The organism is Corynebacterium gottingense, from assembly GCF_007559235.1.
GTDB classification, from domain to species: Bacteria; Actinomycetota; Actinomycetes; order Mycobacteriales; family Mycobacteriaceae; genus Corynebacterium; species Corynebacterium gottingense.
On record NZ_VMHH01000007.1, the window covers coordinates 100,479 to 121,200 of the forward strand.

Sequence of the window (20,722 nt, forward strand, 5' to 3'; positions counted from 1 at the left end):
GCTACCTCCTGTGCTTGCGGTTGCGGCGGCAGACGACAGCGACGTCGTCGAAGACGAGCGGGATCGGGGCGTGCGGCTTGTGCACGGTGACCTCGATGGCGTGCAGGGCGTCGAAGCGGCCCATGGCGGTGTCGGCGATCTCGGTGGCGACGGTCTCGATGAGCTGGCGCGGGGTGCCCGCGGCGACGTCGTAGGCGAGCTGCGCGAGCTCCGCGTAGTTGACGGTCTTGGTTAGGTCATCGCCCGCCGCGGCCTCGGCGAAGTCGACCCAGCAGGTGATGTCCACGGTGAAGGCCTGGCCAAACTCGGTCTCGTGCGGGAGTACGCCGTGGTGCGCGTAGCACTGCAGGCCCTTCAGTTCGATGCGATCAGCCATCAGTGCGCACCCCCGTCGCGCCACTTGGCGGCGACGTCGACGGCGTCGCGCGAGACCGCGACCTCGTGCACGCGCACGCACCACGCGCCGTAGTGCGCGGACAGCGCGGTGACGGCGGCGGTGGCGGGGTCGGCGTCGACGGGGCCGTGCTCCAGGCCGCGCTCCTGGCGCACCCCGGTGAGGAAGCGCTTGCGGCTCGCGCCGACCAGGATGGGGAACTCGCCCGCGATGAATTCGGGCAGCGCGTTGAGCAGCGCCCAGTTGTCCGCGGCCGTCTTGGCAAAGCCGAGGCCGGGGTCGAGCGTGATCTGGTCGTGCGCCACGCCGGCGGCGAGCGCGTTATCCACCAGCTCGCCCAGCACCTGGTGGGCGTCGCGCACCACGTCCCCGCCGTGGTCGGCGGCCCCGGAGGCGTTGACAAAGGCGTCGGCGCGCCAGTGCATGAGGCACACCGGCAGCTGGGTCTGGGCCATGACGCGGTACATGTCGGTGTCGGCGAGGCCGCCGGAGACGTCGTTGATGAGGTCCACGCCGGCGTCGGCAGCCGCGAGCGCCGTCGACGCGCGCATCGTGTCCACCGAGGTGCGGATCCCGTCCGCGTGCAGCGCCGCGATGACGGGGCGGACGCGCTCGGCCTCCACCTCCGCAGGCACGCGGGTGGCGCCGGGTCGGGTGGATTCGGCGCCGACGTCGATGATGTCTGCGCCGAGCCGCACGAGTTCGTGCGCGTGGGCGATCGCGTCGTCGGCGGCAAGCCAGCGGCCGCCGTCGGAGAACGAGTCCTCGGTGACGTTGACAATGCCCATCACCGTCGTGCGGCCGGGCGCAGTGAGATCGGCCACGCTGACCATGGCTAGCTCCTTATCAGGCTCATGACCTCGGCGCGCGAGGCCGCGTTGGACTGGAATCCGCCGCGCACCGCGGAGGTGGTGGTCACGGCGCCGGGCTTGCGGATCCCCCGCATGGCCATGCACAGGTGCTCGCATTCGACCACCACGATGACTGCGGAAGCACCAAGCTTATCGACGATCGCGTCAGCCACCTGCCCCGTCAACCGCTCCTGCACCTGCGGCCGCTTTGCGTACATGTCCGTGAGGCGGGCGAGCTTGGACAGGCCCGTGACCTTGCCGTCCTTGCCCGGGATGTAGCCCACGTGCGCCTTGCCGTAGAAGGGCACGAGGTGGTGCTCGCAGGTGGAGTAGATCGGGATGTCGCGCACGAGGACCAGCTCCTGGTGGTTCTCCGCGAACGTCTTCTCCAGGACCTCGGTGGGGTCGGTGTGGAGGCCGGCGAAGACCTCCTCATAGGCGCGGGCGACGCGCGCGGGCGTCTCCTTGAGGCCCTCGCGGTCCGGGTCTTCGCCCACGGCGATGAGCAGCTCGCGCACCGCGGCTTCGGCGCGCTGCTGGTCAAACTTATTGGTCATTGTTGGGTCGGTCCTCTGGGTCGTTGGGGTGGTTGTCGCTGTTGCTGTCGCGGTCCTCTTTCCGGTGCCGCGGCAGCTGGCGGGTCGTGTCCTCGGACGCGGGGCGGTAGGCGGTGCTGCCGCCGCGGCTTGCGGTGTCGGGGCTCTCGGGGTCGTTGTAGTACGACTCGTCGGGGCGCTCGTTGTCGGGGAGGCGGAAACCGATCTCGGCGGTCTCGTTGTCCGGCTGCTCCGGCTGGGCGGGCTGGTCCGGGGTCGGCGCGTAGTTCCGCATCCCCGGGTGCTGGCCCTGCTGGCTTTGCTGGCCATCCCCCGGGTAGGTCCAGCCCGGAGGCGGCGTCGGGCCGCCGTAGTTCGGGCGGCTGCCACCGGTCGGCGGGGTCCACTGCGACGAGCCGTTGCCGTCCTTGCCCGGCTTGCCAGGGCGCCAGTGGCCGCTGCTCTGCTGGCCCTGCTGGCGCTGCTGCCGCTCCCGCTGACGACGCTCACGCGTCGCCTTCGACGCCTCCAGGATGGAGAAGCGCTTCGGCGGCTCCTCGCCGCGTTCCTTCGCCAGCTCCACCGGCGTCTTGACCGGCTCGCGGCCGATCTGCTGGTGGAAGCGGGCGTCGTGAGCAGGCAGCTCGGGGCGTACAGGCTCGATGTCGGTGAACAGTTGCTCCAGGTCCGGGCGGCGCAGCGTCTCCTTCTCCAGAAGCGCGGAGGCCAACGCATCCAGCTGGTCGCGGTACTGCTCAAGGGTGCGGTAGGCCACCTGGTGGGCTTCGTCGAGAAGCGCCTGCATTTCCTCGTCGATCTTGGCGGCGACTGCCGGCGAATACTCCAGCGAGCCTCCGCCGCCCTTGCCGGAGAACGGATCGCCCTGCTCCTGGCCGTACTTCACGGCCCCGAGCGAGGAGGTCATGCCGTACTCCGTGACCATCGCGCGGGCAATCTTCGTGGCCTGCTCGATGTCGTTGGAGGCGCCGGTGGTGGGCGCGCCGAAGACAAGCTCCTCGGCCGAGCGGCCGCCCATAGCGAAGACCATGCGGGCGAAGAGCTCGTTGCGGTTGTACATGCCCTTGTCGTCCTCGTCCGCAGTCATGGCGAAGCCGCCCGTGCGGCCGCGGGCCAGGATGGTGACCTTGTAGACGCGCTCGATGTCTTTGAGCGCCCACGCGGACAGGGTGTGGCCGCCCTCGTGGTAGGCGGTGACCTTCTTCTCCTGCTCGGAGATGATCTTGGTGGAGCGGCGCGGGCCGCCGATCACGCGGTCGGTCGCCTCCTCGAGCGCGTCTGTGGTGATGACGTTGCCGCCGACGCGGGCGGTGAGCAGGGCGGCCTCGTTGAGCACGTTGGCCAGATCCGCGCCCGACATGCCGGCGGTGCGCTTGGCCAGCGCGTCGAGGGAGACGTCCTTGGCCAACGGCTTGCCCTTGGCGTGGACCTTGAGGATCTGGGCGCGGCCGGCCAGGTCCGGGTTGGTCACCGGGATCTGGCGGTCGAAGCGGCCCGGGCGCAACAGGGCGGGGTCCAAGATGTCGGGGCGGTTGGTCGCCGCGATGAGGATGACGCCCTCGCGGTCGCCGAAGCCATCCATCTCCACCAGCAGCTGGTTGAGGGTCTGCTCGCGCTCGTCGTGGCCGCCGCCCATGCCGGAGCCGCGCTGACGGCCGACGGCGTCGATCTCGTCGACAAAGATGATGCAGGGGCTGTTCTCCCGGGCCTGCTTGAACAGGTCGCGCACGCGGGAGGCGCCCACACCAACGAACATTTCCACGAAGTCGGAGCCGGAGATGGAGTAGAACGGCACGCCGGCCTCACCAGCCACGGCGCGGGCCAGCAGGGTCTTACCGGTGCCGGGAGGGCCGTAGAGGAGCACGCCGCGCGGGATCTTCGCGCCCAGCTTCTCGTAGACGCCCGGATCCATGAGGAAGTCGACGACCTCCTGCAGCTCATCGACGGCCTCGTCGGCGCCCGCGACGTCCGCGAAGGTGTTGGTCGGGTTGTCCTTGGTCAGCTGCTTCGCCTTCGAGCCGCCGATGCCAAACATGCCGCCGCCGGACTGCATGCGGTACATCATGTAGGAGATCAGGCCGAAGACCAGGATCATCGGCAGCATGAAGCCCAGCATGGACAGGAGGAAGGACTCCTGCGTCACGTTCGTCTTGTACTTGTCGGCCCCGGACTCGCGCACGGCGTCGAAAATCTCCTGCGTGGTGCGCGCCGGATACTGGGCGGAGATGGCCTCGACGCCCTCGTGCTCGTCCACCGTGATCGGCTCGCGCAGCTCGATGCGGACGCGCTGCTCGCGGTCGTCGATCTGCACCTCCTGCGCGTTGGAGTTGTGCAGCTGCTCGACGGCAACGGACGTGTCGACCGTTTGGTAGTTGCGCGTGTCGTCTCCAAACAGCGTGAGGACGTACAGCGCGATGAGCGCGATGGCGGCGAAAATGCCCCACCGCAACACGTTTTTATTTTTAGTCATACAGTTTTTGGGTCTTACTTGTCGTCGCAGTTAGTTGTCGCCTGGCGGGGCCTAATGGCCCTCGGAGTACACGCGCGGGTGCAGCGTGCCTACGTACGGGAGGTCGCGGTATCGCTCCGCGTAGTCGAGCCCGTAGCCGATGACGAATTCGTTGGGGATGTCAAAGCCGACGTCGAGCAGGTCGATCTTGGCGGTCTGCACCTCGGGCTTGCGCAGCAGCGTGATGACCTCGAGGCTCTTCGGGCCGCGGCCGCTCAGGTTCTTCAGCAGCCAGGACAGGGTAAGGCCGGAATCGATGATGTCCTCCACCACGAGCACGTCGCGGTCGGCGATCTCCTTGTCCAGGTCCTTCAGAATACGCACCACGCCAGAGCTGGTGGTGGAGTTGCCGTAGGAGGACACAGCCATGAACTCCATCTCGGCCGGGATGGAAAGCTTGCGGGCAAAGTCGGTGAGGAAGAAAACCGCGCCCTTGAGCACGCACACCAGGATGAGGTCCTGCTCGGCGTCCTTATACTTCTCCGAAACCATGTCCGCCAGCTCCTGAATGCGGGCCTGCAGGTCGTCCTCGGTCAGCAGGATGGCCTCAACGTCGTCGCCGTAGCGGTTCGCGGGGACGTTGAAATCCTTCTTGGTGTACAGCTCGGTCATGGTTGGGCCCTTCCATCTCCTGTTGGGTTACAACTCCTTCATACTGCCACCTCTTCCCCGCCTGCGACAACAACGGGAGGACTGCTTGCAGCGGTCTTCCGGCGGTCGGGTATCCAGCCCGTATTGCAGGAACGGCGCGAGCAGGGCACCGATCAGCGCGGCGACCGGGTGAGCAAAGAAGAGGGCTGGGTCTGAGGAGAGGGTGGACGAGCCGGTGAACAGGCCGCAGGAGGAGCCCGGGATCGCGGGGTGTTCTGCCGCGGGAGCTGCGGGAGCGGCGAGAGCGATCGCGGTCGTGTTGAGTATCGCGCAACCCCTCAAGCGGCGTTACTCTCGCCGCTCGAGGGTGAGCTCGCCGCCCACCCGGCGCACGCGCACTCCCCCGGCCATGTCCACGCCGACCTGACCGTTCCAATGCGTGATGAGCCGCTCGATGGCGGCGAGTTGCCCGCGGTTGGGGCGCACGTCTGCGCTGACAAGCCACGCGTGGATCCGGGAGCGGCGCACGGCGCTGGGCAAGGCGGCGAGTTCGTCGCAGGAGGTGGTCGCGGGGGCGCTAAGAAGCGATTGCGCGGCCGCGATCCGGTCGGCGGTCTGCGCCAGCGGCGGCACGGCGTCGCCACCAAGAAGCTCGGTGAGCGCGGGGATGATGCGCGTGCGCAGCGCTACTCGGCGAAACGCGGGGTCCCCATTCATCGGATCCTCCCACGGGGTCACGCCGAGCTCGGCGCACGCGCCGACCGTATCCGCGCGGCGGATGGGCAGGAAGGGGCGCACGAGGCGCCCGGCGCGCGGTGCCATGCCGGACGGGTTGCCGCGTAGCGCGCCCAACAGCAGCGTTTCGGCCTGGTCGTCGGCGGTATGCGCCACCCACACCTCGCCACCGTGGGCGAAGAGCGCGGCGTAGCGGGCCTCGCGCGCCGCGGCCTCCAGGTTCCCGCCGCGCGGCACCGCCACCTCCACGACTTCGGCCGGGACGCCGAAGCCTCGCGCCTGCTCGGCGGCACGCTTTGCGACGCCACCGCTGCCCTCCTGCAGCCCGTGGTCCACCACCACGGCACGCGCCGGGATGCCTTCTGCGGCCGCGGCGGCGACGAGCGCGAGCGAATCGGGCCCGCCGGACAGGCCGATGACCACGGGCGCTGCGGCAGCGTCTGCGGCAGAGTCTGCGGCGCGGACGGCGCGCCGACAGGCCAGGAAGTGCGGCGAGGTGCGGGGCCAGAACGGCTGCGCGGCCATGGCTAGAAGTCGCGGAGGACGGAGGCGAGCTGGTCCATCCCCCGGCGCGCCTCCAGGATGGACGAGTCGTTGGAGATGAACGCGAAGGTGTAGACGTTGCCGTTCACGCTGGTGACGGTGCCTGCGAGCGCGGAGGTCTCATCGAGCGTGCCGGTCTTCGCGCGCACCCAGCCGCGGCCGGCCAGGTCGCCGTAGCGGGAGGCGAGGGTGCCCTCGCCCGCGGCGACGGGCAGGGTGCCCAGTAGGTCGCGGATCGGTGCTTCGGTGGCTGAGGAGAGTAGGACGCCATCAAGCAGCGCGGGCGGGATGCGGTTCGCGTCCGAAAGCCCGCAGTTGTCCAAGAGGGTGGTGCCGCTGACGTCGAAGCCCTGCTCCGCGAGCGTGTCCAGGGCAGCCTGCGGCGCGTCGGTCGTGCCCCGCGCCAGCGCGAGCTCGCGCCCGATCGCCTCGGCGTAAACGTTGTCGGAGTTGCGCATCATCACCCGCATCCGCTCGAGCAGGGTCGGCGACTCCACCGACGCCACGACCTCCGCGTCCGCGGGCGCCGGCCCATCCGCGACGGCGACGTTCGCCGCCCCCAGCCGGTTCGCTAGCGCCTGCGCCACGTCCAGGGCCGGGGTGTGGGTGCGCGGGACGTCGCCCTCCGTCGCCCCGCCGAGCCGGCCGCCGGAGAGCATCGCGGGCTGCATCGGCGCCACGAAGCCGGCGTCCACGTTCTCCGGGTCCCAGCTTTCGGGGTACTCCTCCATGCCGTCCCAGGAGGACGTGTCGATGGTGACGGTGTCGACGGCGCCTCCGACGTTGCTGACCTGGGCGGCGAGCGCATCCAAAGCTTCGTCGTCGAGCCAGACGTCGCCACCGGCCAGGATGGTCACCTCGCCCGGGTTTGCGCCGCGCACCACCGCAGTGGACAGCGTATCCTCCGGGCCCAGCTGGTAGAGCGCGGCCGCGGCGGTGAGGATCTTGGTCACAGAAGCCGGCCGCAGCGGCTCGTCAGCGTGCTGGTCAAAGACGACCTCGCCGGTGGCGGCGTTGGAGATCCGGGCGTGGAAGGTCCCAAGGTCCGGGTTTGCGGCGGGGGACGAGAGGGCGTCGATAAGCAACTGCTCATCAACCGGCGACCCCTCCGCGGGCGTGAGGAGACCGGGCGGGGCTTGCAGCGCGTAGGCCGGCGCGTGCTCAAGCGATGCGAGATCGCGCTGCGCCGCGACGCCGAACCCCGCGACGGTGCCGACAGCTCCGAGCGCGAGCGCGCCCACTACCCAAGTCCATACTTTCACGGGCACTAACCCTAGCCCACGTATGATGGTGAGCCGAACCATCACTCAAAGCAAAGGAGCAACAATGGCTACCGAGGTCATCATCGAAATCCCGAAGGGCTCGCGCAACAAGTACGAGGTCGACCACGAGACCGGCCGCGTCCACCTCGACCGTTACCTGTTCACCCCGATGGCATACCCCGCTGATTACGGCTACATCGAGCACACGCTTGCCGACGATGGCGACCCCCTCGACGCACTCGTCATCACCCCGGAGCCCGTGTTCCCCGGCGTTGTTGTCGCCGCGCGCCCGATCGGCGTGTTCAAGATGACCGACGAGGCCGGCGGCGACGACAAGCTGCTCTGCGTCATCGACGACGTCCGCTACGAGGGCTACCAGGACATTTCCGACGTCTCCGACTTCCTCAAGAACGAAATCGAGCACTTCTTCGTGCACTACAAGGACCTGGAGCCGAACAAGGAAGTCACCGGCTCCGGCTGGGGCGACAAGGCTGAGGCGGAGAAGATCCTGCAGGCAGCCGTCGAGGCGTACAAGAAGTAACGCCTTTTGCTTTGCTGGCCCGGGTTTGCCGTTTTTGGCGGCCCGGGCCTTTGCTGTTTTTGCGGGGGCGGGTGGCTCCGTTCGCGCGGTGAGGCGACAGGATGGTAACCAGAGGATGGGAACGTCAGGATGGTGATCAGCCGAGTAACAGCCGCGAGTTTGCGAGACGTTACTCGGCTGATCACCATCTACTGGTTACCATCCTGATTTTTCGACGCGCTTAGAAATTCGGCGCCGGAACGCCCGGGATGAGGTCACCGACCCAGGCCCAGCCGAGCCCCAGGATGCCGGCAAGGCCCAGCACCAGCGGGATCACGATCGCGGCAATGGTCCCACCACTCGACCCCTCACGCTCGCTCGACGCACTGCCGGACTCATCTTGGGCGTCGGCCGGCTCCGTCGGCGTGGTGGTCACCGTCGGCTGCGTCGTCGCGGTGCTGTCCTCGGTCGGATCGGGAGCTGCGCTGGTCGGGGTTGCGACGCTGGTGGTTTCGCTGGTCGGGCTGGTCGTGCTGGTCGGGCGCTCCGGAAGCGCCGGCCACGGCCAGCGAGTTTCCGTCGGCGCGGGCTCTGCCACGTCGACCGGGCCAACGGTAGGCGCCGTTTCCTTCGCAGTCGCAGGCGCCTGAGTGCTTGTCGACGCCCACACATCCGTCACCTCCGCCGTGGACTCCCGCGGAGTCGACGCCACCGGCTTCGCAACAGTGGTCGTTGAGACTCGCTCAGTGGTTGCCTTGGGCGTTGCCACTGTCGTCATCGGAGCAGGCGCGGTCGCCTTGCTCGTCGGAGTCTCGGCGGCCGACGTCGTCGACTGCGGCTTCGAGGCCACAGGCGTCGCGGTAGTAGTTGTCGGCGCAACCGTCGTGGACGCCTCCGCCGATGTCGTCGACGCCTCCTGCGTCGTCATTGCAGGCTTAGTGGACGTCTTCGGCGTATCCACAGTTGTCTTCGGAGCAGGCTTCGCGGTAGTGGTCGCCTTGCTCGTCGGAGTCTCAGCGGCCGACGTCGTCGACTGCGGCTTCGAGGCCACAGGCGTCGCGCGAGTAGTCGTCGGGGCGGCCGGGGTGGACGCCTCCGCCGATGTCGTCGACGCCTCCTGCGTCGTCATTGCAGGCTTAGTGGACGTCTTCGGCGTATCAGCAGTTGTCTTCGGAGCAGGCTTCGCGGTAGTGGTCGCCTTGCTCGTCGGAGTCTCAGCGGCCGACGTCGTCGACTGCGGCTTCGAGGCCACAGGCGTCGCGCGAGTAGTCGTCGGGGCGGCCGGGGTGGGTTCCTCTGCGGGCTTCGGCTGCTCAGAAGTAGCTTCAGACGTTGGCTCGCTGCTCGCCTTCAGCTCCGCTTCCAGCGCATCGCGGTTGTCGGCAGCCTCAAAGAACGCGGCGAGGTACCGGTCGGCGTGCTGCTGCAGCGCTGCGGCGCGTGCAGCATCGCCCGCGTCCTCCGCTGCCTTGGCGTCTGCAAGTGCGTGCTGGTACTTCTCCGAGTAGTCTTCGACAGCCTGCTCAGCGTCTGCCATGGAGGCGGGCTTGGGGACGTCGATAGGCGGCAGCTCCGTTGGTGTCCGCTCCGTCGTGGTGGCAACCGGCGACAACACTGAGGTCTCCGTGGTCTCCGGCGCGGCAGTTTCCGACGGCTCGGGCGCCACGGTTGGTTCCGGTTCCTCCGAGGTCGCCGAGGTCTCCGGCGCCGTGGTCTCCGACGGTTCCGGCTCGACGGACGGCTCGGGCTCCGCCGAAACTGCAGTCTCCTCCGCCGGCTCCGGCGCCTCGCTCGTCATCGGCTGCCCGCCCAGCTCGCGCAGCTGCGGGTGCGTCTGCAGCAGGATCTGCACGTCGAGCTTTTGCGGCAGCGTCGCAAGCTTGCCCCTATTGGTGCCATTCTTCATCAGCGCCCCGCTGCAGGAGTGCGCGAGCCCCATGGCGTGGCCCATCTCGTGGGCGATCGTCATCACCATGCTGGCGTGGTGGACGTTTGCCGGGTTGGCGTACAGCGCCTGATTCAACGTCACGCGAGGGTTGTTGCCGGGCGTGCCTTGCTGGCGGCCCGCAGTAATCCCAGGCAAGGACCCGAGCTCCAGCGTCACGGCTTCGGGGTCCCGGTGGTCCACGTACTCCACACGCAGCAGACCGCCGGTGGCTTTGATCCACGCGTCCATGGCCTCCTTCAGGTGCTCGCCGTAGGCGGTGGTGTTGTAGACCTTGAGCGTGTTGCCGTGGATGTTGCTTTGGTTCGAGCCGAAGAAGTAACGCTCCACGTCCGGGAGCTCCTTCCCCTGGTTCGCCAGCGCAGTATCAGTCTTGCACTGCGCGTCGAGCGGATCGACCTCTCCGCTGTACGCGTGCGCGGAGGGGGCGTTGACAATCAACAAGGAGGCGCCGAGCGCGGCGGCGAGATACTTTCGGGAAGACACGTGGGGACGACCTTTTTAAGAGATGACTAACGGCGTTCTTAGAAAGAGTACAGCTTTGCCCACCAATTAGCCAGTTCGCTCTGCGCGCCGGTACAGCCCGCAGAAACCAACGCTGAGCATTATCGACGCCACGCCCACCCACACCATGAGCCCCGCACCACCAGTCTTGGGCAGGTTCCCTTGGCGCACGTTGGCGAGGGAGACACTCACGGTATTGGCGGCGTCGATGAGCTGCACGTTCTCCCCTGGCGCGCCCGTCCACAGCCCCACCATCGGCGATTCCTGAGAAAACGCGCCCTCGGGGCCGCGGAACTCAATCACGTCCGTCTCCCCCTCGCGCACGACGCGCAGCACAATCGGCTCGGCGAGCAGTGAGTACCCGGCGGGCGCCTTCGTCTCCACAAGCTGGTACTCCCGGCCGCGCTCGAGGGCGGCTCCGGTGGTGAGGAAGCCGTCGGGGGTTGGGGTGAGGGGAATGGGGGACGACGGGGCGTCGATAAGCGGACGAAGCTCAAGGCCGGCCTCGAGGGCCACGGTGCGATCCTGGTGCTCCACCTTGCGCACGCGCAGCTGCACGGGGCACGGCGCGGTGGCAACGTTGTCGGCCGGGGTGAGCTCGCCGCCCATATTGCGCGCGGTGACGGTGTTGGGGGTGCAGGTGCCGGTGGCGCGGGCGAACGCGAGAACGCGCGCCGTCTCGCCTGGTCGGAGCGCCCCAATGTTTACGGTGAGTGTGCCGTCGGCAGTCGTGCTTTTCGACGCCAGCTTCTCCCCCGCCGGCCGCGACCCGCGGATCAGCGCCGCGGGTAGGGCGCCGGCCGTGGCGGGGTCGAACCCGGGCGGGAGCGGATCCGTGAGCGTGGCGCCTGGGACCATGGTGGTGCCGGCGTTTTTCACGTCGATGGCCCAAAACCGGTACTCCGCGGGGTCGGCGCCGGTGGCGCGGACGGCGTCGCGGGCGGCGCGCAGCTGGTCGGCGACAGCCGGGTCGCCCGGCAGCGCGTTGCGCTTGGTCACGGCGAGGTCGCTCGGCGCGCCGGGGGTGAGCATGTAGTCCAGCTGGATCGGTCCGGACGGCCCGCGCAGGTATTTATCCGCCACCGGCAGGGTTGGGTCTTTGCGGAAGTCCATGGTCACCGCCACCGTCGAACCTTTGGGCACGTAGAGCCGCTGCGGCAGTGTGAATTTCACCCCGCCCTGCCCCGTGGTCTGCCCCTGGGCCGGGATGGGTGTGATCCCGCACGATGGGTCCTCTCCGGCCTTGCACGTGTAGAGGACCTTGCCGTCCGGGCCAGTGATGGTAAGCGTCTCGCCGCCGTCCAGCGAGTAGCCGTTCTGCGCCTTTACCGCCGCCGCGACCTCGCCTTCCAGCACGCCGTCCTCCTGCGTGGTGCGGGTGACACGGGCGCGCGCGATCCCGTCCGTACCGGACGGGGTGACGGTCGTGCGTCGCTTCTCGGGGTCGTCGGCATTGCCCCACGCGTAGTCGCCCGCGGACGCTTTCGTGACGGGGTGTGAGGCGTAGACCTCCACGGCGTAGTCGCTCGCCGGTGGGACGCCCGTCATCTTGTCAAAGGAGATGGCGAGCTGGTTGCCGCTCCAGATGTCCACCTTCTTGTACAGGGCGTCGGCCTCGGGGTCGAACAGCTGGATGTCGTACCCACGCGTCACACCACCCTCCACGATCGGCGTCACCTTCGCCGATTCCAGCGAGTACCAGCTGCGCGTATTCTTCAGCAGCGCAATCTTGCCCACCGGGAACGTCACCCTCGGCGAGGTAGTCATCACCCGTATCCTTGTCACCGCAAGCGTGGGGCTGCTGCCCGCGGGGACCACCGTGTCCGGCCGCGACCCGCTCGCGGTGGTGCGCATGAAGCGCTTCACCCCGCCGAAGCCCATCGCCTCTTTGTCGCCGTCGTCCCTGGCGGGGAGCGTAGCCGTGCCCGTCACTGTTTCGGTGGTTGCCAGCTTCTGCTCCACCGACCACGCCTGGCCCGCAGGCAGCCCCATCGTGCTGGTCGCGGCGTACGGCGTCGCCGCCCTCGCGCCGGGCGCGACCGTCTCTTCGCCCTCAGCAAACCCCACGAACTCGCGCTTCGCAGGGATCTCGTCGCTTTCCGCGACCCGGTACTCCCCCTCTTCGCCGGCGCGCACGCGCATGGTCACGTCCACCGGCGGAATCGTGTGCAGTGCATTGAGGTCAAACCCCACAAACGCGCCGCGCTCGGTATTCGCCCAGCTAAACTCCTCGGGACCTAGCTCGCGGCCGTCGGCGGTCACGGACAGCACCTCGCCCACCTCGCCGTCACGCGCCAGCGCGAACACGTTCTCCGCCGACGCTGCGCCACCCCATTGCCACAGCTCGCCATCAGGGTCGTGGACGCGCACGATGTCGACGTCGCCGTCGCGCTCGACGGTGATGGGCTCATTGCTTATCGACGCCCCCACGCCCCCACCTTCAGGCACCCCCGAAACCTCCGGCTGAGCACTCGTTGCGGTCTCAGGCCCGGTCGGTTCTTCCGCGCTTGCTGTGCTTGGCGGGGTGGTTTCGTCCGATTGTTCCACGTCACTGGTCGCGGTTGTCGCCTCCGCAGACGTCTCGGTCTCTGTTTCAGCCACCGACACCGGTGCCGAGGCGAAGAGCACGACGCACACCGCGGTCGGTGCAGCGAGCAGCACCCGCAGTTCCCGTTTCCGCTTCCCGCTGACGCCTGGAACACCATATGTGCGCATGTGGTCGGTACCTCCTCTGTCTGGATGGTCGTGGGCATCCGGCCCGAGCCTCCGTCGCCTTGCAACGGAGAGCGGCCTTGAACTGGGCAAAAGAAGAACTTCTCCGGGGTGCGCCGCCCCTGCGAGGGTGGGGCGATCACCACGGAGAAGTCTAACGGCTTGAAAGGTCCATGCCTAGCCTAAACTTGGACGGCCCTCCTGCGTGCCAGCGCTGCACCGAAGAGCATCAGCACGGTGCTCACCGCGAGCGGCGCCTGCAGGCCGCGCCCGCCGGTTTTGGGCAGGTTGCCCTGGCGGACGTTAGCTACGCTCAGGAACACGGTGGATGTGTCTGCACCGTCCGGCGTCTCCGCCCATACACCCGACGTTGACGCGTCTGTGACCCACTGGTCTCCTTGCGCGAATTTCGCCACCGGTCGGCCTTTCTCGACATCAATCTTGAAGCGCACAGGGGAAACGAGAAGAGAATACCGCTCTCCACTTCCCCCATCGCCAACGAGAGGGGAACGCGTCTCAACGAGCGTGTACGTCTTACCCGGCTCAAGGATCTGCTCGGCAGAGTATTGTTTATCTTCGCCCTGAGTGATCTCTACGCGTTCGGCCGCACCACTACCCCAGCTTAGAGTGAACTCCGCTCCGTTTAGATCTATTTCCTTGTTGGATGCGTCCACCTTTTTCAGAGCGAGTCCATAAGTTGGTGTCTCGTTTCCCTGGTTAGAGACTTCACACGTGACCGAGACTGGTTTCCCGTCCTGAGGCTGAACGTCGACCTGGAATCCCGCATCGCCGAATTTTCGAGTGGGAAGAGCGGTCTCCTTCCCCTCTTGTTTACAGGTCACACCCTTGTAAACGAACCCTTCTTTTTGCGTTTCTTCAACGTTAATCGTCACCGATTTGTCCGACGCAACATTCCACTGGGCTCCGGCGCCTTTTGCCGTAGTTTGAGCACTTGAAAATTCCGGGCTCTCTTGACCCCCTGGGAGCAGCACCTTTTGCGCTGTCGACGCTGTGAACTCCCACCCTGGGGCATCTTCGGTGGTGACGATCCCGCTTTCATCCACGATCTGTTTTTTGATGACAATGTTGCTGCAGTTCAGCGTCAGCTGCTTTCCAATGCTCTCAAGTTGAGCTGCTAGCAAGGAATAGCCTTTAACTCGGATAGTATCCCCTTCGCCGGAGATATCCTCACCCATAGCTTTCACCCCGCGCGCACCGTAGGTCCACTGACTCTGGTCCCCGGTGATCGTCGTTTGATTGCCAGAGCTGTCAACTTTATAGACATTGAAAGCACCCTTTCCCGAAAGTGCTTGCTCAACGTTGACTAAGGTGTCCTCCGTTGCCCCATTTTTGAGTTTGTAGAGCGCACTCTTGGGCGCCACACCGGTGTTCGTCGTGAAATATGTGCCCGGCACCTTAGTTCCGCCTTCCGGCATAGGCTTAAGGTTTTTCAGCACGTAGTCCTGTGTGACGATATTTCCGGCCTGCAACTCTAGGTCTACCATCAGCGGTACTATTCGGGTTCCCGCTGCTTTGAGTTCGTTCGCTGCATCAATTGCAGCGTTCAGCGCACCTTGCTGCACGAAGGCACCACTGTTTTTTACTCGAACATCCTCGTGCGATTTGTCGTACCAGGTTGGCATACCATCAGTGATGAAATAGACAACGTCGTAGCCACCATCTTTCACCTTTCGCAAGCCAGATTCCCAGTTAGTGGTGCCTTGGGCTTTATCCGTGGTCCAACCTTTAATAGCGTTTGTGATCTCCGGGTTAATCTTGCCATCAGCAGTGTTGATATCAACGGGCCCGTTTGTTTCGCCTACCCCAGGCATCCCTGAGGAGGGCGAGGTTCGCGCGAACGTATAAATCCCCACTTGCGTGGCCGGTGCGCCGCTCAATGCCTTTACCATGGCGTTCGCTGCGTCACGGCTTTGCGTAAAAGCGTCACCATCGGCGTAGCGAAGTGACGTCGACTGGTCCGCCACGATAGCGACTCGCAGTCCACACTTCTTGGGCATAGGTGGGTTTGGTACCCGTGAGTGCACCCAACTAGCACCGTCTGGAGGAGAGATCTTCCCATCCCAACCCGATCCCTCTTTCGGCGTGCCGACGACGGTAACGTCGGCGTTAACAAGCTCCGGGTTATCCCCGAACGCGGATGTGAAGGTAAGCACCGCTCCATTAGGGACGGTAGCTGACTTAATTTGGGCGCCGTTCTTCACCGGGTAAACCTCAAACTCGACGTAGTCCGACGTAGCTCGAATGAGTTTCCGCTGCAGTGTGACGCCGTCTTCGATCTTGTCCACGGTAAAACCATATTTTTCGAGTGCAAGAACGCTGTTTGGAGCTGCCACACGCACGACTGCGCGCTCAAAGTTCGTGTCTTGACGGAACTTTGACGTCGTCTCGTACGGGTTACCACCAATCGTCTGGCTTGGGCTCATCACCACACCTTCGCCGGTGACCGAGAAGTTCTTCGTTTGATCATTGGCGATCGTCTCCGGGTCCTTCGTTGGGTCAAGCTTCGGCCGCTGAGCCCACATCTCCACCTTGTAGTCCGAGCGGTTTGGTCCAGCAATGTCAAGCGTTACAGTGTCGCCACCCTGGAACTTGATGTCAGTACTACCGGTGAAGTTCCATGCGCCACTCGTCGGGTCCTTTACCCTTTGAAATTCTCGATCGCAAGGGTAGCCGAACGTACTCTTGGCATTCGTGCCATAAGGCATTTTCTCGGTGTTCCGAGGGATAATGTTTTGACCGTTGCGGTCGACAGTGATGCCAACAGCGTCTCCAAGGCCGGAGTAGTCCCTGGAAGAGCAGGAGTAGCTGACCCTTACGCGAGTCATTTGCCACTCACCAGTTTCGTTAATGGTGAAGGTCAACTTTTGACTTCCGTTTGACTGAGAAGCCTTTACGTTGCTGAGAGACAGCTTTTGGTCCAGCATTCCGGGGTGATGCGGAATTGAACTTTCTGGTGCAGCACGCAGCTGCGCCTCAACCTCAGGGTCGAGTTCTTCCTTCGGGTCGTAGCCAGTCTTGGCGAACTCCTGCGAGGTCGGGATGTCCTCGCTTTCGGCGATCTCGTAGTCGCCCTTAGTCTTCGTCTTGACCTCGATCGTCACGTCGACCGGCGGGATCGTGTGCAGGGCGTTCAGGTCAAAGCCGATGAAGGCAACATCCTTGGTGTTTACCCAGCCGAACTTCTTGCGCTCAAGCTCGCGTCCGTCGGCGGTTACGGAGAGCACCTCGGTGACCTCGCCCTTGCGCGTCAGCGCGAAGACGTTTTCCTTCGAGGCCTTCCCGCCCCACTGCCACAACTCCCCTTCCGAATCGTGGACGTGGATGGTGTCCACGTCGCCGTCGCGATTGACGGTGATGCCGTCCTCGGTGACCGTGCCCGGGAAAAGCGGATTCGGGCCAAGTGGCGCAGCGCTGCTTGGTGCCGCTGGCGAGGACTCCGCCGGGGAGGTTGCAGCGCCCGTGGCGGCAGCGGGGGTTGCAGCGTCCGCGACAGATCCGTCGTCGCTAGCTCCGAAAGTACCGGAGTCAACAGATGGGGAATCCGCTTCCAGAGCAGGCTGCTCGGCAACAACAGGGTCCGGGGCAGACTGGTCGGCAGTCGGCTCGGCCACGCCGGCGGGGGCGGTGCCGATAGCCATGACAAGCACGGCCGCGAGCAGCGCACGGACCGGTCGTGCCACGCGCGAGCGCGTGGTGGTGTGACGCATCGATGTACTCCTCATTAGTCTTCTTCCTTCCTCCGTGCCGCCAGGATCACGCCGACCAGCACCAGGGCCATGCCCAATCCTGCGGCCCAGAGCACGTCAGCACCGGTAGAGGCCAGGAAGCCTCCGCGGTCGTCGTTGCTGTTGCTGCCGTTCGAGCCGCCACCGTTACTGCCGCCGCCTCCGCCGTTGGCGGTGGCCAGGCCAGTGGTCGTTTCGGTGGTGCGCACCGTCGTCGGCTCCGTGGTGCGCTTGGTGGTGGTTTCGCCCGTCGTCTTCGTGGTGGTGCGGGTGCGCTCCGTCGATGGCGTGCGCTCCGTGCTCGGCGTCACAGTCGGGGTGGTGGTCACCGTGGTGGTCGGCGGAGTCGGGGGCGGGGTGTTCGGCGAGGTCGAGCCGCCTGGCAGGTTGTTGCCCGGCTTGGTCACGATCACGTTGTCATAGTTGAAGCGGTCGCCCGTCGCGTTGGCCAGCGGCAGGACGATCAGCTTCGGGTTGGACAGCCGGTAGTCGTAGTCGGAATCCGGCGCGGACTCCTCGAGCAGGTACAGGCCCGGCCGCAAGTCCATGAACTGTACGCGGCCGTTGTCGCCGGTGGTGAGGGTGGAGATTTTGTCCAGTCCGGCAGCGTGGGCGTCGTCAAGCGACATGCTCCGCGCCGCGCTACGGCCGCCGGACGTGGTGATGTCCACACCGCGCACCTGCGACAGCGTGAAGATTGCGCCGGCGATGGACGTCGGCTTCTGGCCCGCCGGGATGTCGTCGTAAGGGTTGCTGGCTACCTTGCGGACCATCAGCGAGATCGGCTCGTTGACGTCGACGCTTTCCGCCGCGATGTTGCGGTCGTTGCCGCTGATGACACGGTCGTCTGCGGTAGCAGGCAGCGACGCGCCGACGAGCACCACCGACACCGCACCAGCGGCCGCGAAGTATTTGAGTGTGCGCACTAGGACTTAAACCTCCTCGTTCGAAGCGCCCGCGCGATCGTTTTTCTGCTTCTCGCGCCAGATCCACCAGGCCAAGCCGAGGAGAATCGCCAGCGCAACAAGTCCGAGCGCCCACATCCACCACTGCACGGTGCTGGTGGATTCATCGAGCACGCTCGCCTCGTCCGGATCCATGGGGACGCGCTCCGCGTGGACGAGAAGGCGGTGCGTGTTAATGCCGTAGGGGGTGCAGGTGATTAGCGTGAGCAGGTCGCGGCCTTCCTCGGCGCGGAGGCTGTCAGTCTCCTCGGGCAGGACCACCTCGATGTCGTAGACCTGGTACTTCATCCGCTCGCCGAAGGTGGAGAGGTAGATGGCGTCGCCGACTTCGACGTCCACGAGGTCGTCGAAAAGCGTGGCGTTGGTCAGGCCCGTGTGACCGGTGATCACCGAGTGGAAACCCTCGCCGCCGGTGGGCAGCGCCGAGCCGTACAGGTGGCCGAGGCCCTTCTGTAGCGTCTCGTCGCGCGTGCCGTGGTAGACGGGCAGGCGGAGGTCAATCGACGGGATGGCCAGCTGCGACATCGCGGACACGCCCTCAAGGTGCTTCTCGTACTCCTGGTAGTCCAGGTTGTCCTCGGAGATGCGTGCAAGCCACGGGTCCAGAATCGGGCCGTCGGTGTGCGTGCGGTTGTACTCCTTGGCCGCCTCGAGCGCCTGGTTGATCTGCTCCGGCGGCGCCTCCTGGATCTGCTCCTCGTACTGCTTGGCCACCTGCTCCTGCACCCGGTTGTTCCACTGGGTGGCCACCACCGGGTACATCAGCACCATCAGCCCCGCCAGAATAATGATGACCGGCAGCGCAATGCGCTGGAAAAACGACTTCTGCGCCGGCTGTTTGCGGTGCTTGCCTTCCACGGCAGTAGTCACTGCGCGATCCTTCCTACCTAGGCACGCCTGATGTGTAAAAACTGGGCGGGAGTTTTACGCCTCCCCGCGTTCAGGCGTTGGGCGCCCATTGCTTATCGACGCCCACTCGCACCCCCGCCCAGCCCCTCGCCAGGGGCCGGACGGGAGTACCTGGCGGTCAGCGCACCGTGAGCGCGCGCCGACCTTCGTCGGGCTTAGGCCGCCTGGGAGTTGCGACGTGCCGCGTAGACACCGCCGCCGATGATGGCCAGACCAGCCAGCACGATGATCAGCACACCCATGCCACCGGTTGCCGGGAGGGTGGGCGTGGTCTTCTTCACGTTGTCGATCACGGCACCGTTAGCGATCACGTTTTTGGCTGCAGCAGCATCAAACGCAGTCTTCTCGGTGTTCAGTGCCTTCGAGGTCGCACGCTTCAGCTCGATCTCGTGAACGGCGTTCTTTCCCTTCGGCAGGGCGTAGCCTGCCGGTGCCTTGGTCTCCTTCACGCAGTAGTTCGCAACCGTGTCGGTGACCTCCGCGTCGTTGACGTAGTCGGTGACGTGCAGGCCCGGGAAGGTCAGGTTGCCCTCAGCGTCGGTGACGCCGGTCTGGATTGCGTCGCCGTCGATGCCGTCCTTGCCGGAGTTGCACTTGCCAATCTGGAATTCAGCGCCAGCCAGTGCCGCGTTGTTGTCGCCACGCTTGTAGACGCTGATGTTGCCCACGTAGGTGACGACCTTGTCGTCCGGCGTCTCCCTGGGCTTATCGTCGTTGTTGGTGCTGGGGTTGTGGAAGACAAAGGACTCACGGACGGAGTTCTCGATGCCCTTGGAAGTGGCATCGTCCTTGAGCATGGTCGCCTTAACCTTGACGCGGACGGTCTCGCCCGGCTTCAGACCAGCCTTCTGCGCATTAACCGTGACGGTGAACGCCTGGTTCGCGCCAGCGGCGAGGCCCTCGGGGTTGGTGGTCGGGACGGCGGCCTTCGCGTCAACGGTGTAGTTAGCCGGATCGATCTTTACCTCACTGCCGTTGCGGACGACAACGACGTCTTCGATGAATGCGTTGTTGGCCGTATCCCACTGCAGCTCGTCGCTCCTGGAAGCATCCGTAAGCGTGACGTTCTTCAGCTCGCGGCCTTCCGGAGCTGCGGGAACAACACCGTCAAGGGTGTAGTTGACGACGGCATTGTCGGCCGGACGAGCGCCGAGGTATCCGGGCTCGCCTGCCTTCCCCTGCGCCTTATCACTCTTGGTGTTCTTCCCTGCATCGACGACCGTCTTGGAGACCTTCGCCATGGAGTTCTTCGGGTATACCTGCACGTCCGTGCTCCAGCCGGTGCCCTCCTTGTTAGTCATCGGCAGGAAGACGATGAACGGTTCGGCGGGTACATAAGACTCAGTCGAGGTTGCTTTCGGAGTCTTGGTTTCACGGATGATGTACGCACCGACCTCCAGATCCAGAGAGGTCTGGCCGTTCGTATCGGTCTCCTTAAAGACCTTCGGAGCATCGGTCCCCAGTGCCTCCGCACCAGCAATGTTGCGCTTGTTCGCAAGCTCGGCGACCTTGTTGAAGTTCTCCTGCTTCGTAATGTCTACGTTAATTTTCTCTGCCGTGAATCCGACACCCGCAAGCCCTGCGCCAGAGGCTGCGGTATCGGCTTCACCGTTGGCTGGCCGCAGCTCCGTGGGGTTGACGCGCTTGTTGATGGTCAGCTTCACCTTGCTATCGGTCGGAATGCTGCTTGCATCCGGTACACCAGGAGCGGTCGAGACAGCCGTGGTATTCATGGTCTGCGCGAACGCGTCGGTAGCGATACCGGCGGAGCCGGCGAAGGTCAGGCCCGCAGCAACTGCGATGGCTGCGGTCTTGGTAATGGCATTAGCCATAGTGAAAGTCCTTTCGGAAGATCATGAATCGCTGGGCCCAATGTGGTCAGCGGTGGGAAAGGTGCGCCGAGAACGGCTCTCCCGGCTTGAACGTGGGCCCAGCTTGGGCACCACCTAGGAATCTAAACCCAAACTGCATGAATGTCTAGA

The 20,722-nt window shown here is 65.5% G+C and carries 14 protein-coding genes; 1 reads left to right on the forward strand and 13 read right to left on the reverse strand.

Going from position 1 to position 20,722, the window contains the following annotated elements:
* Nucleotide 1: 1 nt before the first annotated feature.
* From folB to dacB, 7 genes are all read right to left on the reverse strand, one after another.
* A complete protein-coding gene (gene folB, locus FPH17_RS08935; RefSeq protein WP_154879967.1) occupies nucleotides 2–376 on the reverse strand; it encodes a dihydroneopterin aldolase in 375 nt (124 codons plus the stop codon).
* Nucleotides 376–1,227, reverse strand: a complete 852-nt coding sequence (gene folP, locus FPH17_RS08940) for a dihydropteroate synthase (RefSeq protein ID WP_154879970.1) — start codon at nucleotides 1,225–1,227, stop codon at nucleotides 376–378. The genes folB and folP overlap by 1 nt, the downstream gene beginning before the upstream one ends.
* 2 nt (nucleotides 1,228–1,229) lie before the next feature.
* Nucleotides 1,230–1,802, reverse strand: coding sequence for a GTP cyclohydrolase I FolE (gene folE / locus FPH17_RS08945; RefSeq protein ID WP_095275596.1), 573 nt, complete (start codon nucleotides 1,800–1,802; stop codon nucleotides 1,230–1,232).
* The gene (ftsH, locus tag FPH17_RS08950; protein WP_154879972.1) at nucleotides 1,792–4,269 is read right to left on the reverse strand and encodes an ATP-dependent zinc metalloprotease FtsH; all 2,478 of its coding nucleotides are present in this window, start codon (nucleotides 4,267–4,269) and stop codon (nucleotides 1,792–1,794) included. The genes folE and ftsH overlap by 11 nt, the downstream gene beginning before the upstream one ends.
* 51 nt (nucleotides 4,270–4,320) lie before the next feature.
* Entirely contained in the window at nucleotides 4,321–4,911 is a 591-nt protein-coding gene (hpt, locus tag FPH17_RS08955) for a hypoxanthine phosphoribosyltransferase (protein ID WP_154880030.1), read from the reverse strand.
* Between the two features lie 336 nt (nucleotides 4,912–5,247).
* Nucleotides 5,248–6,159 (reverse strand): tRNA lysidine(34) synthetase TilS, encoded by a 912-nt coding sequence (gene tilS, locus FPH17_RS08960; protein ID WP_154879975.1) that lies wholly within the window; start codon nucleotides 6,157–6,159, stop codon nucleotides 5,248–5,250.
* 2 nt (nucleotides 6,160–6,161) lie between these two features.
* Complete coding sequence (gene dacB / locus FPH17_RS08965; protein WP_154879977.1) at nucleotides 6,162–7,439, reverse strand: D-alanyl-D-alanine carboxypeptidase/D-alanyl-D-alanine endopeptidase; 1,278 nt, start codon at nucleotides 7,437–7,439, stop codon at nucleotides 6,162–6,164.
* A gap of 64 nt (nucleotides 7,440–7,503) precedes the next feature.
* Here dacB and FPH17_RS08970 point away from each other — a divergent pair, with 64 nt between their 5' ends.
* The gene (locus FPH17_RS08970; RefSeq protein ID WP_095546698.1) at nucleotides 7,504–7,980 is read left to right on the forward strand and encodes an inorganic diphosphatase; all 477 of its coding nucleotides are present in this window, start codon (nucleotides 7,504–7,506) and stop codon (nucleotides 7,978–7,980) included.
* A gap of 220 nt (nucleotides 7,981–8,200) precedes the next feature.
* On the opposite strand, the gene FPH17_RS08975 is transcribed toward FPH17_RS08970, so the two are convergent.
* From FPH17_RS08975 to FPH17_RS09000, 6 genes are all read right to left on the reverse strand, one after another.
* Nucleotides 8,201–10,390, reverse strand: a complete 2,190-nt coding sequence (locus tag FPH17_RS08975; RefSeq protein WP_154879980.1) for a hypothetical protein — start codon at nucleotides 10,388–10,390, stop codon at nucleotides 8,201–8,203.
* 66 nt (nucleotides 10,391–10,456) lie between these two features.
* Nucleotides 10,457–13,123: a SpaA isopeptide-forming pilin-related protein gene (locus FPH17_RS08980; RefSeq protein WP_154879983.1), complete on the reverse strand. Its 2,667-nt coding sequence runs from the start codon at nucleotides 13,121–13,123 to the stop codon at nucleotides 10,457–10,459.
* A gap of 179 nt (nucleotides 13,124–13,302) precedes the next feature.
* Nucleotides 13,303–16,848 carry a VWA domain-containing protein gene (locus tag FPH17_RS08985; protein ID WP_154879986.1) on the reverse strand — a complete coding sequence of 1,182 codons (3,546 nt, stop codon included), beginning with the start codon at nucleotides 16,846–16,848 and terminating at the stop codon, nucleotides 13,303–13,305.
* 14 nt (nucleotides 16,849–16,862) lie between these two features.
* Nucleotides 16,863–17,792 (reverse strand): prealbumin-like fold domain-containing protein, encoded by a 930-nt coding sequence (locus FPH17_RS08990; RefSeq protein WP_095536308.1) that lies wholly within the window; start codon nucleotides 17,790–17,792, stop codon nucleotides 16,863–16,865.
* A 6-nt stretch (nucleotides 17,793–17,798) separates the two neighbouring features.
* Entirely contained in the window at nucleotides 17,799–18,701 is a 903-nt protein-coding gene (locus tag FPH17_RS08995; protein ID WP_154879989.1) for a class C sortase, read from the reverse strand.
* 194 nt (nucleotides 18,702–18,895) lie between these two features.
* The gene (locus FPH17_RS09000) at nucleotides 18,896–20,572 is read right to left on the reverse strand and encodes a SpaH/EbpB family LPXTG-anchored major pilin (RefSeq protein WP_154880033.1); all 1,677 of its coding nucleotides are present in this window, start codon (nucleotides 20,570–20,572) and stop codon (nucleotides 18,896–18,898) included.
* Nucleotides 20,573–20,722 lie beyond the last annotated feature (150 nt).

Bases quoted from the DNA above. Each gene is read 5' to 3' on its own strand.
- folB (WP_154879967.1), bottom strand. From the start codon at position 376: ATGGCTGATCGCATCGAACTGAAGGGCCTGCAGTGCTACGCGCACCAC.
- FPH17_RS08970 (WP_095546698.1), top strand. From the start codon at position 7,504: ATGGCTACCGAGGTCATCATCGAAATCCCGAAGGGCTCGCGCAACAAG.
- folP (WP_154879970.1), bottom strand. From the start codon at position 1,227: ATGGTCAGCGTGGCCGATCTCACTGCGCCCGGCCGCACGACGGTGATG.
- FPH17_RS08985 (WP_154879986.1), bottom strand. From the start codon at position 16,848: ATGCGTCACACCACCACGCGCTCGCGCGTGGCACGACCGGTCCGTGCG.
- folE (WP_095275596.1), bottom strand. From the start codon at position 1,802: ATGACCAATAAGTTTGACCAGCAGCGCGCCGAAGCCGCGGTGCGCGAG.
- tilS (WP_154879975.1), bottom strand. From the start codon at position 6,159: ATGGCCGCGCAGCCGTTCTGGCCCCGCACCTCGCCGCACTTCCTGGCC.
- FPH17_RS08980 (WP_154879983.1), bottom strand. From the start codon at position 13,123: ATGCGCACATATGGTGTTCCAGGCGTCAGCGGGAAGCGGAAACGGGAA.
- FPH17_RS09000 (WP_154880033.1), bottom strand. From the start codon at position 20,572: ATGGCTAATGCCATTACCAAGACCGCAGCCATCGCAGTTGCTGCGGGC.
- ftsH (WP_154879972.1), bottom strand. From the start codon at position 4,269: ATGACTAAAAATAAAAACGTGTTGCGGTGGGGCATTTTCGCCGCCATC.